This window comes from Polaromonas sp. LjRoot131 (assembly GCF_964252805.1).
Lineage (GTDB): Bacteria > Pseudomonadota > Gammaproteobacteria > Burkholderiales > Burkholderiaceae_C > Polaromonas.
In genome coordinates, this window is sequence record NZ_CAXUPF020000001.1 from 476391 (window position 1) to 490029 (window position 13639).

General features: G+C 65.5%; 15 protein-coding genes. 6 read left to right on the top strand and 9 right to left on the bottom strand.

The features are described 5' to 3' along the window. Positions 1 to 29: 29 nt before the first annotated feature. A complete protein-coding gene (locus ACSQ27_RS02270) occupies positions 30 to 725 on the bottom strand; it encodes a GspH/FimT family pseudopilin (RefSeq protein WP_436153862.1) in 696 nt (231 codons plus the stop codon). 190 nt (positions 726 to 915) lie between these two features. Beyond that, entirely contained in the window at positions 916 to 1680 is a 765-nt protein-coding gene (locus ACSQ27_RS02275; protein ID WP_436153863.1) for a hypothetical protein, read from the bottom strand. Between the two features lie 359 nt (positions 1681 to 2039). On the opposite strand from ACSQ27_RS02275, the gene gshA reads away from it, so the two are divergent. Beyond that, entirely contained in the window at positions 2040 to 3611 is a 1572-nt protein-coding gene (gshA, locus tag ACSQ27_RS02280; RefSeq protein ID WP_436153864.1) for a glutamate--cysteine ligase, read from the top strand. Between the two features lie 74 nt (positions 3612 to 3685). Then, complete coding sequence (locus ACSQ27_RS02285) at positions 3686 to 4702, top strand: LysR family transcriptional regulator (protein ID WP_436153865.1); 1017 nt, start codon at positions 3686 to 3688, stop codon at positions 4700 to 4702. On the opposite strand, the gene ACSQ27_RS02290 is transcribed toward ACSQ27_RS02285, so the two are convergent. The 3 genes from ACSQ27_RS02290 to ACSQ27_RS02300 form a co-directional block, all read right to left on the bottom strand. After that, positions 4583 to 5317 carry an SDR family oxidoreductase gene (locus ACSQ27_RS02290; RefSeq protein ID WP_436153866.1) on the bottom strand — a complete coding sequence of 245 codons (735 nt, stop codon included), beginning with the start codon at positions 5315 to 5317 and terminating at the stop codon, positions 4583 to 4585. The genes ACSQ27_RS02285 and ACSQ27_RS02290 overlap by 120 nt on opposite strands. Before the next feature lie 148 nt (positions 5318 to 5465). Further along, positions 5466 to 5684 (bottom strand): oxidoreductase-like domain-containing protein, encoded by a 219-nt coding sequence (locus ACSQ27_RS02295; RefSeq protein ID WP_436153867.1) that lies wholly within the window; start codon positions 5682 to 5684, stop codon positions 5466 to 5468. Positions 5685 to 5711: 27 nt separating this feature from the next. Then, positions 5712 to 5987 (bottom strand): hypothetical protein, encoded by a 276-nt coding sequence (locus ACSQ27_RS02300; RefSeq protein WP_436153868.1) that lies wholly within the window; start codon positions 5985 to 5987, stop codon positions 5712 to 5714. A gap of 252 nt (positions 5988 to 6239) precedes the next feature. On the opposite strand from ACSQ27_RS02300, the gene ACSQ27_RS02305 reads away from it, so the two are divergent. Then, complete coding sequence (locus ACSQ27_RS02305; protein ID WP_436153869.1) at positions 6240 to 7106, top strand: MipA/OmpV family protein; 867 nt, start codon at positions 6240 to 6242, stop codon at positions 7104 to 7106. 107 nt (positions 7107 to 7213) lie between these two features. Here the strand turns inward: ACSQ27_RS02305 and ACSQ27_RS02310 are convergent, their stop codons facing one another. Both ACSQ27_RS02310 and ACSQ27_RS02315 read right to left on the bottom strand, forming a co-directional pair. Further along, positions 7214 to 8632: an ATP-binding protein gene (locus ACSQ27_RS02310; RefSeq protein ID WP_436153870.1), complete on the bottom strand. Its 1419-nt coding sequence runs from the start codon at positions 8630 to 8632 to the stop codon at positions 7214 to 7216. Continuing rightward, positions 8629 to 9294, bottom strand: a complete 666-nt coding sequence (locus ACSQ27_RS02315) for a response regulator transcription factor (RefSeq protein WP_436153871.1) — start codon at positions 9292 to 9294, stop codon at positions 8629 to 8631. Before ACSQ27_RS02315 ends, ACSQ27_RS02310 begins: the two co-directional genes overlap by 4 nt. Positions 9295 to 9628: 334 nt before the next feature. Here ACSQ27_RS02315 and ylqF point away from each other — a divergent pair, with 334 nt between their 5' ends. Further along, the gene (gene ylqF, locus ACSQ27_RS02320; RefSeq protein ID WP_436153872.1) at positions 9629 to 10597 is read left to right on the top strand and encodes a ribosome biogenesis GTPase YlqF; all 969 of its coding nucleotides are present in this window, start codon (positions 9629 to 9631) and stop codon (positions 10595 to 10597) included. Between the two features lie 31 nt (positions 10598 to 10628). Here ylqF and ACSQ27_RS02325 read toward each other — a convergent pair whose 3' ends face one another. Both ACSQ27_RS02325 and ACSQ27_RS02330 read right to left on the bottom strand, forming a co-directional pair. Next, on the bottom strand, positions 10629 to 10829 hold the full coding sequence (locus tag ACSQ27_RS02325) for a YgaP family membrane protein (RefSeq protein ID WP_436153873.1): 201 nt from the start codon (positions 10827 to 10829) through the stop codon (positions 10629 to 10631). Between the two features lie 29 nt (positions 10830 to 10858). Then, positions 10859 to 11296 carry a universal stress protein gene (locus ACSQ27_RS02330; RefSeq protein WP_436153874.1) on the bottom strand — a complete coding sequence of 146 codons (438 nt, stop codon included), beginning with the start codon at positions 11294 to 11296 and terminating at the stop codon, positions 10859 to 10861. A 274-nt stretch (positions 11297 to 11570) separates the two neighbouring features. Between ACSQ27_RS02330 and ACSQ27_RS02335 the strand changes: the two genes are divergently transcribed. Further along, positions 11571 to 12140, top strand: coding sequence for a hemerythrin domain-containing protein (locus tag ACSQ27_RS02335; protein ID WP_436153875.1), 570 nt, complete (start codon positions 11571 to 11573; stop codon positions 12138 to 12140). 287 nt (positions 12141 to 12427) lie between these two features. Beyond that, on the top strand, positions 12428 to 13045 hold the full coding sequence (locus ACSQ27_RS02340; RefSeq protein ID WP_436153876.1) for a hypothetical protein: 618 nt from the start codon (positions 12428 to 12430) through the stop codon (positions 13043 to 13045). Positions 13046 to 13639: the final 594 nt, after the last annotated feature.

Here is a 13639-nt window from a genome sequence, read left to right on the forward strand (position 1 = left end):
CACCAGTCACCGCCGCGTTGCAGGAGCCTCTAGGCGCAGGCGGCTTCCCCTGCCTGTACGCGCACCCGGCCCACCATGTTCATGCACAGGGTGCGGGTGTAGCGGCTGTTCTTGGCCAGGGCGCCCGGCGCCTGCACCAGCCACCGGCTTTGCAGGCCCACGGCGCGGCCGGTGGCGTCGTAGCTGATGTGGTTGCGGTTGTTGACGGGGTTGCCCGCATTGTTGACCGCCAGAAAATTGCCGATGTTCGCAAAGGCTTCCTGCACCCGGACCACGGTGTCGGCGCCGCTGTCGAACGCACCGTCGCCGTCTTCGTCCCAAAAAACGACCCAGCCTTCCTTCCAGCCGCCGGCGGCCAGGCCGGTCCCGGTGGAGCATTTGGGCGGATGTGCGGCCGGATCGGCGCTTCTGCAAATGGTGACGGTTTTCCCGCGCCGCATGGCTTCGCCGCGGGCATAGCGGGTGTCGGAGACGAAGGCGTTGACGGTCCAGGAGACACGGGTGCTGGCGACCAATCCCAGGAAGGAGGGAATCGCAAAGCCCGCAACAATCGCGATGATGGCCAGGACCACCAGCAGTTCGATCAAGGTGATGCCGCGCGGCCGCGGGCGGGCTGGCAGGCGGCGTGTGCAGGCGCTCGCCGGGGTGGTTTGTGAAGCGGTGTTACGGGAGGTTTGAGGCGGGGGCGCGACGGGGGCGGCCACAGCCTGGTGCTGCAAATTCATGGCGGCGGATCTGGATGTTTTTGGGGAACATCTGGACCGTACTGGAGGCCGCTGCGCTTGCGCGGCTCAATTGTCCGCCGCCGGACTTTGATTGCTGGAAATAGTGCGCGATATCATGGCGCCGCGGGACGGCGACGGTTTCGCGCGGGTTTTGGGGGCGCGCCGCAGGCCTGCGGCGGCCGGGATGCTCTTAGAGCGGCGAAGGCCGCGTGGCTTCGTAGCCGACCGGCGCGGGATTGCTTTCGCCCCGCATGCCCAGTTCCTGGTCGCGGATGCGGAAGAGGCGCTCAAGGTCCTTCATGGCGTCGCTGTCGGGGGCTACCGGTGCGCGCGGGGCGGCCGCTTCGACGGACACCGCCGGCGCCGGCTGCTCGGCTTGCGCGGCCTGGGCCTGGCCCAGCGACGCGAGGATGGGGGCTGCGGCGGCTGCGGCAGTGGCCGCGCTCATGGGTTCGAACAATGGCGCGATGGGCTGGACAAGGGGCTGGGCGGGGCGGACCGGCCGGACGGGGGGGGCGACCGGGTCGGCCCAAAAGGATTTGTCGGGCATGCTGCGATGCGGGCAGGTTTGCGCCACGTCCAGCTGCCATGAAATGCCGTGCAGCCACTGGCTGGCCTGGGGCTCAAAGCGGGTGATCTCGACCATGAGCGCGTTCTGGAACGCGAAGGCGTAGTTCATCAGGCGGTCGTCCCATTCGCGCACGACCAGGCGCACATACATGCCTTGCCCCCTGCTGCGGCTGTTCACCAGCAGCATCTGGCAGTCGATCCAGCGCGGCGGGATGCCGTACTTGCGCAGCGCGTCGCGCAGCAGCACCTGCACCAACTGGCGGCGCGTGGCGTTGTCCGAACCGTCCTCAATGGTCAGCGGGTTGTCCCGGTTCGAAGCGGGCGCGCGTTTGGCCGTGGTCCCGGCAGGCGACCCGCCAAACAGGGTGGCTATCAATTTTTTCATTTTTGGTGCGGCTCCTCGCAGTTTCACTTCAACTTTCCCCCGGCAAAACCGACGGGTTTGGAAGCTTATAAAGTGAAAACAGAGGTGTTACTGAATGTTTTTTTATCGTCGTCCAGCTTGCGCCACAAGTCAAGGAAGTTTCAACAGCTTGGCGCGAAGGCGTCGCTCGCTTTCCACATCCAAATGGCTAAAGTGTGGATTTATGCCTGAAACAGGAGATGCATGGCCGAAATCCGGCCGGCCTGCCGGACTGGCCGCCAGACCCACCCGGCCTGTGCTGGCAAGCCCGTCCGTGCCAGCGTAAAGCGGCGGGCTGTGATAACTTCCACGCCAATTCAAGAACCTGGGGGAATGACGATATGACCAAGTTGCAGGCGCCTGCGGGCGCGCTACAGGGCCGCCTGAAAGCGCTCACCCCGGCCCGGCTCAAGGGCATGCGCCGCGGCATCGAGAAGGAAAGCCTGCGCGCCCAGCCCGGCGGCGGGCTGGCCCTCACGCCGCATCCCGCCGCCCTGGGTTCGGCCCTCACGCATCCGAGCATCACCACCGACTTCAGCGAGTCGCAGGTGGAGCTGGTCACCGGCGCGCACAAAAGCCCTGAAGCCGCGCTGCAGGAACTCACGCAGCTGCACCAGTTCACCTACAGCACCATGAAGGCGCTGGGCGACGAAATGCTGTGGGTTTCCAGCATGCCCTGCGGCCTGCCGACCGACGAAACCATCCCGATCGCGCGTTTCGGCTCTTCCAACGTCGGGCGCGCCAAAAGCGTCTACCGCATGGGCCTGTCGCACCGCTACGGGCGGCGCATGCAGACGATTTCGGGCATCCACTACAACTGGTCGCTGCCCGACGTGAGCAGTGAGCAATACTTCGCGCTGATCCGCAACTTCCGGCGCCAGGCGTTTTTGCTGCTCTACCTGTTCGGTGCCTCGCCGGCCGTCTGTTCGACCTTTGTCGCCGGCCGCCAGCACGAGCTGCAGACCCTGAGCGACAGCACCATGTACATGCCCCACGGCACCTCGCTGCGCATGGGCCGGCTGGGTTACCAGAGCGATGCGCAGGCCTCGCTGGCCGTCAGCTACAACAGCCTGGACGGCTACGGCGCCTCGCTGCAGGACGCGCTGACCCGGCCTTACCCGGCCTACGAAGCCGTCGGCATCCGCAACCCGGGCGGCGATTACAACCAGTTGGCCACCACGCTGCTGCAGATCGAAAACGAGTTCTACGGCACCATACGCCCCAAGCGCGTGATTTATCCCGGTGAGCGCCCGCTGCATGCGCTGCGCGAACGCGGCGTCGAATACATCGAAGTGCGCCTGATGGACCTGGATCCTTTCGAGCCGGTCGGCATCAACGCGCAGACCATGCGCTTCCTCGACGTGTTCCTGCTGCACTGCCTGCTCAGCGACAGCCCGAAGGACACGCCGCAGGAGATCGCCGAACTCAAGCACAACCAGCACCAGACGGCCGCGCGCGGCCGCGAACCCGGGCTCAAGCTCAAGCGCGGCGGGCAGGAAGTCACGCTGACGGGCTGGGGTGCCGAGGTGCTGGCCCAGTGCGCGCCCATCGCCGCCGCCCTGGATGCCGCGCACGGCGGCACGCAATACAGCGACACATTGACCGCCGCCAGCGCCGCCTTGCTGGACTCGTCGACCTTGCCCTCGGCCCGCGTGCTGGCGGCCATGGCCGGCAAGCACGGCAACTCCTTCGTCAAGTTCGCGCGCGAGCAATCCCTGCAGACGCAGGCCCTTCTGCAGGCCCAGCCCTTGGGCGCGGATGAGCTTGCCCACTTTGCCGCGCTGACCGAGGAGTCCCTCCAGGCGCAAAAGAAGATCGAAGCCTCGGACACCATGCCCTTCGAGATTTACCGGCAGCAGTATGTGTCGGCCGAGCGCCTGGGCATGCCGGGCCGCGAGGCCGTGGCGATTTGATGACGCTTAGGAGCGGCGCAGCCGGATGACGTCCATGGTGACCCTGAGAAACCGCCTTTGCGAAGGGGGTTGCCATGTTTCAGCTTAGACAGTTAAGGACATTCGTCGCTGCGGCCGAAACGCTGAGCTTCACGCGCGCGGCGGAACGGGTGCACCTGACGCAGCCCAGCGTGACTGAGCAGATCCGCGCGCTTGAAGATGCTGTCGGGCGCCCCCTGTTCGCCAGGCATCGCAACGCGCTGGCGCTGACGGATGCCGGCGGCAAGCTTCTGACGCGGGCGCGCGACCTGCTGGCCATGGCGGATGACACCCTTCACGCGGTGAAGGGTGATGCAGCGGCCACCGCGGCGAGCCTCACACTGGTCGCGCCGGAGACGCTCACCCTCACGGTTTTTACACCGGTCATGGCCGATTACGCACAACGCTACCCCGATGTCAGCTTGACACTCCTGACCCGGAACTCGGCGGACACCCTGTCAACAGTCAAGGACGGTTCGGCGGACCTTGGCCTGCTCCATGGGTTGCCCGCGCATGCCCCCTCATTGACCAGCGAGGTTCTCAGCCACGACGAGCCGGTGCTGGTCGTGCCGTCGGGGAGCCCCTTGTCTGGGCGCCAAAGCGTCTCCGTCCGCGATTTCGCTGAAGAGAGGCTGGGTGCGACAGCGCCGGGTTGTACCTACCGTGCTTACTTGGAAGCGCTTGTGCAACCAGGCCGGGACATGCCCGGTATCAGCTTTGAAGCGGAAAGCGTTCGGGGCCTGATCGGCATGGTGGCCGCCGGTCTCGGCGTTTGCGTGCTGCCGCGGCTGGCCTTCAGAAGCGCCTTGCCCGGCCCTGGTGTCAGGGCTGTACGCCTGGACGGCGCCATGCGGAACCTGCCGGTGTGTCTGGTCAGGCCCGCCGGGACGCACCGGCGCGAGCCTCTTCACGTGTCGGCCTTCGCCGGGATGCTGCGTGAGCGAATCCCGGGGCTAGACCAGGCGATGCCCACCGTCGATGTGCAGGACGGTCCCCGTGGTGTAGCCGTTACCCAGCAGGAAGACCATGGCGTGGGCGATGTCCTGGGGCGTGCCGACGCGGCCCACAAGTAGGCGCTGCGCCATCGCGGCCAGCATGTGGTCGGCGTCGGGGCCGGCAACGTCTTCCCAGATCGGCGTTCGAACCCACCCCGGCGAGACCGCATTGACCCGGATGGGCGCGAGTTCAACCGCCATCGCGCGCACAACGCCTTCAAGGGCCGCGTTGATCGCCGCAACTGCAACGCCTTTGGGCCTGGGGCGGTAAGCCGCGATGCCGGACACAAAAGTTATCGATCCCTGCGGCGGCATCCGGGGTGACGCGTATTTGGCCAGCAGGATAGGAGCCAGGATTTTTGAATTCATGGCGCGCTCCAGCGCACTTCGCTCCAGCGATTGCAGCATGACATAAGAGCCGCCGATATCGGCGGCGGTGCAGACCAGGTGGTCCAGGCTGCCGATCCGCTCGAACAGGGCTTGCACCTCCTGCTCGGAGGTCACGTCGGCCTGGTGAAACTGCGGCGTTCCGCGTGCCTGCAGGTGCTCGCGCGCCGCTTCCAGCTTGGCAGGCGATCTCCCGACTACCGTGACCGCCGCGCCCTGGGCCAGGAGCTCCTGCGCCAGGGCCAGACCCATGCCCGAGTTGCCCCCGACGACCACGATATGACTGCGCCTCAATGATGTATCCACTTTGATCCTGTAAAAGGTGGTTGAACAGGATGCCGATGGTGCGGGCGACCCGCAGCCGGCTCAAGCAGGAAGTTTCGATGAGGGTATTGGAATCTCCTATGCGGGGGCACTTTGGAGGGGCGCTCGCGAAGAGCCCCGCCAGGAACTGTCAGGTTTCAGCCTGGTCTGCCAGCTTTAACAGCGTCTCTTCGCGCCAGTAGTCCACGGCCTCATACCAGCCTTCCCATACGCAGCCGTTGCAGCCGCGGCCGCAACAGCTGTCGGGCTCGGAAGGTGGTTGGCGCAGCGTGACGCCGACGGCGGCCGCGCGCTGCTGTAAAGCAGCAAACATCGCCAGCGCGGCGTCGCGGTCGGTGGTGTCCGGCATCGGCCCGGGGGAATGTCAGGCCCTGGGTCAGGCCTTGGCGGGCGCCGCCATGCGCCGGCGCGCGTAGAGGCCGATGAAGGCGCAGCCCAGCACCAGCGCGAACCAGCCCACCAGCGAGGACTTGGCGACGATGCCCTGCATGCCCGGTGAGCTGATGAAGTAAGGCGAGACCAGCACGGCCAGGCCTATCAGCACACAGAGGATGCCTTTGATCATCAGTTCGTTGTTGGCCTTGAGGGTGGAGGCCGCCAGGCGGCGGGCGGGAATCACGGGTTTCTGGTCGGGGGCGGCGGGCAGGGGCATTAGGGGCTCGATAGAGGGATGGGTTGCAGGGCGCCTGGGATGGCCCTGGTGTGCGTTACGGCGGGCGGCGCCGCGATACCCCGATTGTCCTTCATCGCGCCGGGCGTGGATGTAACAGGGCCATGACCCCCGCGGCGAGGCCGGCTTGCCGGACCAGTGGCCATGTTTAATGATTTCTTAATAGCGCTAAGAAGTCCTTAAATTCGCATCGGCATGATCCGCTTCAGCTTAACCACCCTGGAGAAACTGAAGATGACCTCTCGCCTATCGCGTCCCGCCGCCAAATCCGCACCGACCAGCGCCAAGCCCGCCGTGAAGCCAAGCACCGCCCGGCCCGGCGCGGCAGCGGCCAAAGCCTCGATCCCGCTGTTTTCGCTGTTCCTGCTGGCCGCCTTCGCGCAGCCGGCCGCAGCCCAGCAGCAAGCCGCACAGGGTCAGGCCGAGGAGCCCTCTTCCTGGGGCCTGGGTGTGGGCGTCGGCGTGGAGCGCAAGCCCTACCGCGACTTCGACAACAAGACCAGGCTGCTCCCGCTGCTCACCTATGAAAGCAAATGGATCAGCCTCTCCGGCCTCTCCGCCGACCTGAAGCTGCCCTCGGCCGGCCCGGTGTCCTTCCGCCTGCGCGCGCGCTACTCGATGGAAGGCTATGAGGCTTCCGATTCCCCTTTCCTGGCCGGCATGGACGAACGCAAGGACGGCATCTGGCTGGGCGGCGCGGCGATCTGGCGCAACGACGTCGCCAACCTCTCGGCCGAGCTGCTGGGCGATGCCTCGGGCAACAGCAAGGGTTCGAAGTTCAGGCTGACCGTGGACCGCCGCTTCCAGGCCGGCAGCTTCGACATCACGCCGCGCCTGTCCGCGACCCGGCTCGACGACAAATACGTGTCTTATTACTACGGCGTGAACGCCGCCGAGGTGCGCGCCGGCCGGCCCTTCTACCAGGGTAGCTCGGCCGTCAACCTGGAGGCCGGGCTGCGTGTGGGTTATGCCATTGCGCCTCGGCAAAGTGTCTTCCTTGACCTGAGCACCACAAAGCTTGGTTCTAGCATCAAGGACAGCCCGCTGGTCGACAAATCCAGCCAGACGGGTGTGCGCGTGGGTTATCTCTACCGGTTCTAAGTAGAGCAGGGTAGAGCAGAACTCGCAGGGCCTTTATCGGGCCGAGGCCCTGCAACTCAACTTGGCGGTCCGCAATACGAAGGAGTCATGAAGCATGCAAACGGACTTTAATCCGTTTGCGCAGACGTCGCGTCCAGCACGGTTGAGCCTGGCGTTACCGGCAGCGGAAACAAAATCCTCACGCTGAAGCCCTTGCCGTCCAGCCCGGTCCCGGTCTCGATGGCGGCCTCGTGCAGTTGCGCGATGCCGGCCACCAGCGACAGGCCTATGCCGCTGCCGCGCCCGCCGTTGCCCGCGACGCGGTGAAAGCGCCGGAAGATCGCCTGGTGCTCGGCTTCGGGCACGCCCGGGCCGTCGTCGGCGACCTCCAGGCAGATCCGCTCCCGGCCGGCCGCTTCGCGGTAGCCGCAGCTGATTTTCACGCGCCCGCCCTCGGGCGTGTAGCGCAGTGCGTTGTCCAGCAGGTTGCGCAGCAGGATGCCGATCTCGTCGACGTCGCATTCAATCGGGCAGGGCGTGAGCGCCAGGATGATGGCGCGGCGCTGCTGCTGCGCCTGCATGTCGAACTCCTGGCTCACGTACAGGATGAGCTCGCTGAGGTCGGCCAGGCTTTTCTGCGGCGCGTTCGCACCCGCGTCCATGCGCGCCAGGTCCAGCAACTGGTCCGACAGGCGCGTGCTGCGCTCGGCCACGGCCAGCAGCTTGACGAGGGCTGCGTCCTTCTCAGCCAGTGTGGCGGCGCGCAAGGCCACCTGGGCCTGCGCCTGCAGCGCCGACAGCGGCGTGCGCAGCTCGTGCGCCGCGTCGCCGATAAAACGCCTTTCGCCTTGCATGGCCTGGTCCAGCTGGTCCAGCAGGTGGTTGAAAGACTCGACCAGCGGCCGGATCTCGCTGGGCAGCTGTGCCACCGGCAGCGGCGTGAGGTCGAACTTGCGGCGGCTGCGCACCGCCGCCTGGATGGCCGTCAGGGGCTGCAGCGACTTGCCCATGGCAAACCACATCAGCAGGCCGGCCATTCCCAGCAGGCCGGTCACCAGGCCTAGCGCCACAAAGGTCTTGTGCCGGATTTCCTGATCGATCACGCTGTGCCGCATGGCCACCTGCACGCTGACCTCCCCGGTGCTGTCGGACACCGCGAAGACGCGCCAGCGCTCGCCGGCGATGGTGGAGCTGGTAAAGCCGTCGTTGAAGGCCGGCAGCAGCGGCGTGGCCGGCGAGTCCGGCGCCCGCACGATCAGGTTCTTGCGCTCCGTCCACACCTGGAAGGTCAGGTTGACGTCGCGCGGAATCGAATCGTCGCGCAACTGCAGGCTGTGGCCGAAAGAGGGTTTCAGATGCCGGCCGCTCGGGATCGACATCAAAATCTTGGTGCCTATGGCCTGCAGCTTGCTGTCCCAATGGCTTCCCTGGCCGCGCAGGGTGTACACCAGCAGCACGGCGAGCGCGCCGGCCCAGCACAGCGTGATGGTCACGCCCAGCACCGCCAGCACGCGGCCCTTGAGCGACCGGGCGAACAGGCACTTCACGGCTTGGCCTCGCCGATCATGTAGCCTTGGCCGTGCACGGTGGTGATCAGGTGTTCGCCCAGCTTGCGGCGCAGCTGGTGGATGAACACCGCGATCGTGTTGCTTTCAATCGCCGAGGTGCTGCCGTAGACCACGTCTTCCAGGTGGTCGCGCGTGACCACGTGGCCGGGGCGTTCCAGCAGCGCCAGCAGCGTGCGGTATTCGTGCGCGCTCAGGGCCACGCGCGCGCCGGCCCGCGTCACCGCGCGCTTGCTGCGGTCCAGGCTGATGTCGCCATAGGTGTGCACCGGCACCACCTTGCCCTGGCTGCGGCGTATCACGGCGCGCACCCGCGCCCAGAGTTCGTCGACCTGGAAGGGCTTGACGAGGTAGTCGTCGGCGCCCGCGTCCAGCCCCAGGATGCGCTCGCTGAGCTGGCCGCGCGCCGTCAGGATCAGCACCGGCGTCACGTCGTAGCGCCCGCGCAGGGCCCGCAGCACCGTCAGGCCCGAATCGCCGGGCAGTCCCAGGTCCAGCAGCACGGCTTCATAGACATGGTCGACCAGCGCCAGCCGGGCGGACATGGCGTCGCCGACGTGGTCCACCGTCCAGGCGATCTGGCGCGCGGCGTCGCATACCGCTTCGGCCAGCATCGCGTCGTCTTCTACCAGCAGCAGGTGCACGGAAAATCCTCTATCGGGGGTTCGCTTGGGGGTGGGGCAGGGCCGTGTGGCGCCAGGCACTGATCGTGCCGGGCGCCGATTAATCACTTATTAATAAGCAAGGTACACCCCCGTCCAGGCTCACTGCGTGTAGCCTGTTCCCCCTTGAGGGGGCGGCGCCTGCGGCCCGGCAAAGCCGGTTCCGCGGCCCCCACTGATTTTGCCAGCCGAAGTCTTAAACCGGCAGGAGGGTATTTTGCGGCATGGCGGCACTGGAGCCGCAGCGGCGACAATAGGGACATCGCCGCGGCGCTCATGCCCGCCAACCCCCGAACCCAAGAAAGAAACGATCCAGATGGCCATCCAGTGGTTTCCCGGTCACATGCACCTGACCAAAAAAGCCATCAGCGAGCGCATCAAGGAAATTGATGTGGTCATAGAGCTGCTGGACGCGCGCCTGCCCGGCTCCAGCGCCAACCCCATGCTGGCCGAACTCACCAGCGGAAAGCCCGCGCTCAAGGTGCTCAACAAGCGCGACCTGGCCGACCCCACGCGCACGCCGCTCTGGCTGGACCACTACAACAGCCTGCCCGCCACCCGCGCCATCGAGCTGGACGCCAGCGAGACCACGCCTGCGCGCCGCCTCATCGACGCCTGCCACGCCTTGGCGCCCACGCGCGGCACCATGGTCAAGCCCATGCGTGTGCTGATCTGCGGCATTCCCAACGTCGGAAAGTCCACACTCATCAACACCCTGACCGGCAAGCGCGCCACCAAGACCGGCGACGAGGCCGGCATCACCAAGGTCGAGCAGCGCCTGGTGTTGGCCGACGGTTTTTATTTGTGGGACACGCCCGGCATGCTGTGGCCGCGCATCATCGTCGCCAAGAGCGGCTACAACCTGGCCGCCAGCGGTGCGATAGGCCGCAACGCTTTTGACGAGGAAGAGGTGGCGCTCGAGCTGCTCGACTATCTCATCAAGCACTACCCCGGCCTGCTGGAGGCGCGCTACAAGGTGGAAGTGACGCCCGGCATCACCGATGAACAGCTGCTCGAAGAGATAGGCCGCAAGCGCGGCGCGGTGCTGTCCAAGGGCCGCGTCAACCTGCAAAAAGCCGCCGAAATCGTGATCTATGAATTCCGCGGCGCGACCCTGGGCCGCATCACGCTGGAGACACCCGCCGAGTACGCCGAATGGCTGGCCGCCGGCCGGCTGCTGGACGCCGAGCGGCAGGTGAAAAAAGACAAGATTGAGACCAACCGGCTGATCAAGTTCAAGAAGATCCCCCGGCCGGATAAATCAGGCGAGCCAGGTGAATCCTGAACCCGGCCTTCGGGCCCCTGCGCGCGGGGGCTCACTTGAGGCTGGTTTTGCAGGTGCGTATGCCCAGCAGCGTGTATGCCGGGCACCAGCCTAGCAAGCCCGTCAGCAGTGGCACCAGCCCCAGCAATGCCCACCAGCGATAGGCGGGTTCCGCCACAAAATACAGGCTCAGGATGGCGAGTCCCGCCACGATGCGCACCGCGCGGTCGGCGGTGCCTGCGTTTTTGTTCATGATGATTTCCTTCTTTTGAAAATGGGTTGCTAGTGCAGCACCAGCACCGGCTTTTTGCTGTGCGACAGCACTTTCTGGGTTTCACTGCCCAGCAGGAAGCCGGCGATGCCCTTGCGGCCGTGCGAAGCCATCACGATGAGGTCGCAGGCCTTGCCCTCCGCCATGCGGACAATGGCTTCGTAAGGCTGGTTGCCGGTGACGCAGATGGTTTCGCAAGGCACACCCGCCTTGTCGGCGGCATCTTTCAGTGCGGCCAGGAAAGTGTCCGCCTGTGCCTGGCACTCCTTGGTGAATTGGTTTTGCATGTCTTCCAGCGTCTGCAACTGATAGGTCAGCAGCCGGTAGTCCTGCATCACGTGCAGGCCGGTGATCCTCGCCTGGGCGTCTTTGGCGAAGGCCACGGCCTGCGTGATCGCGCGTTCCGACGCGGGTGAGCCGTCGGTTGGTAACAGGATATGTTTGAACATGAAAATCTCCTTGGGGCCTCGGGGCGGTTGGCCGCCGGCGCGGCGGCCTTCGCCGTGAAGTACTTCCAGTCTAGGTTCGAGGCCGCCCCGGAACTTGATGTATGTCAAGCGGTTGCCTGAAGGAGGCGTGTCACGGGCCGGGCATTCGTTGCGCGGCGGTTTGCCGGAGGCGGATGCGCAAGCCTTGACATTCGTCAAGTCTGCGGCCGCGCTTGCTGGCATTCTTGGCACGACCCATCACTCGCCGGAGGCCGCCATTCACAAACATGCCAGCGTGCAAATCATCCTCGATGAGCACGCCTCCCTTTCTGCCATGCTGCGGTCCATGCAGATGATGGTGGCGCGCGGCCCGGGTGACCGCGCGCAGCAGTTCTTCGACGTCCTGCGGGCCATGCTGTTTTATATCGATGAGTTTCCCGAGCGACTGCACCACCCGAAAGAGTCCGACCTGCTGTTTCCGCGCGTGGTGCGCGGCTCGCCATCGGTCATGGCCACGGTGGAGCAGTTGGAGCGCGACCACATGAGCGGCGAGAAGGCCGTGCGCGAACTGCAGCACCTGCTGCTGGCCTGGGAACTGCTGGGTGAGCAGCGCAAGCCCGAGTTCGAGGCGCAGTGCCAGCGGTACGTCCAGTTCTACCTGGAGCACATGCGGCTGGAAGAGAGCGTCATCCTGCCCGAGGCTGAAAGGGTGCTGACCGAAGCGGACTGGACCGCGCTGGATGCGGCCTTCCTGCAGAACCGCGACCCCCTCACCGGTAAACACGCGGCCGACCCGGTGTATGACCGCCTGTTCACGCGCATCGTCATGGAGGCGCCGGCGCCCATAGGACTGGGCGACGGTTGAGGCCGTCCGGCGCTTGCGTGCATCGGCGCACATGGCGCCGCGCCCGAAAGCGCCTTCCGCTCGTCCGTTGACGCGAGATATGTACCGGCCGAATGTTCGATTGCCTTACACGGCGATGTCCCGCGCGGGTGAACACTCCATGCACTGAATCGCACAACAGCCTGAAAAAGCAGCGATTCAGCTGAGCAGCCCGACGGGCCGCTTGCCCGACCCTGGGATGGCACTTCGGCCACCGCAAGCAGCCCGCCGGGTTGCTGGCCATTCCATCCAGAAAGCAGGAGAACCCCATGAAATCAAAATTGTTGACCGCCTCTTTATTGGCGAGCGCCTTGCTGGCCGGCCTGGGCATGGCTCCGGCCATGGCGCAGGGCACCAACACGCCCGGCATCGACAACACGCAGCAAGCCATCAGCGCCCGCATCCAGCAGGGCATGCAGGCCGGCCGCATCACACCCTCCGAAGCGCAGGCGCTGTACGCGCGCGACCGCGAGATCTCCATGCGCGAGTTGCGCATCAAATCCGACGGCAACGCGACCCCCCAGGAGCGCCAGCAATTGCGCACCGACCTGTCCGCGCTGAGCGGCGACGTCGAACGCATGATCGCCAACAATGTCGTGGTCGCCCCGCCCGGTGCACCCGGCGGCCCGGGTAACACGCGCGGCATCGACAACCAGGAATACAACATCGGCCAACGCATTGACGAAGGTGTTCGCACCGGGCACATCAACCAGCGCGAAGAGCGCAACCTGCGCAGCCGCCAGCGCACCTATGAGCGCCATGAGGCCAGCTACAAGTCCGACGGCGTGGTGACCAAACAGGAACGCCGCCAGTTGCGGGCCGAGCTGTCCGGCTTGCGCGACCAGGTTGAGCGCATGATGCGGAATGATCGCCGGGGGCGCGGCTAGGCGCCGATAGAAGAGGCCGGGTCTTGCGCCGGCCTTCCGCGCTCTCCTGACTCTTTGCTGAGGGCGGTTGGCCGGGGGTAGCCCGGCAGCTACTCACTTTTCTTTTGCTTCGCCAAAAGAAAAGTAAGCAAAAGAAAAGGCGACCCTGGTTGCTGCGTCCCTCCGCTGCGCTACGGGTAACCTGCGGTGCTCGGTTCAGGCGGGGTCTCGCTAAACTCGCCTTCGGCTCAAACAACGCGATCCCTGATCCGCCTGAACCTGCGCTCCTCGGCGCATCCACAAGGGGTGGGGAAGGAATACCAATACCTAAGAAACAAGGACTCGCCGTGGCGAGTCCTTGTTTGTATTTGTCTTCTTGATATTTCTGTCTTCGGTTCCTGATCCCGATTGCCCCGTCCTGGCTCGAGCACCGCAGGTTGCCCGTAGCGCAGCGGAGGGACCCAGACTGCGGGTCGCCTTTTCTTTGGTGACTTTCTTTTGGCGAAGCAAAAGAAAGTTACTTGCTGCCGGGCAACCCCCGGCCAACAGAACTCAGCAAAGACAACCCCCGAAGAACAAGCAAATCCTACGAAAAGAACAGCCCGTCCAGCAAGG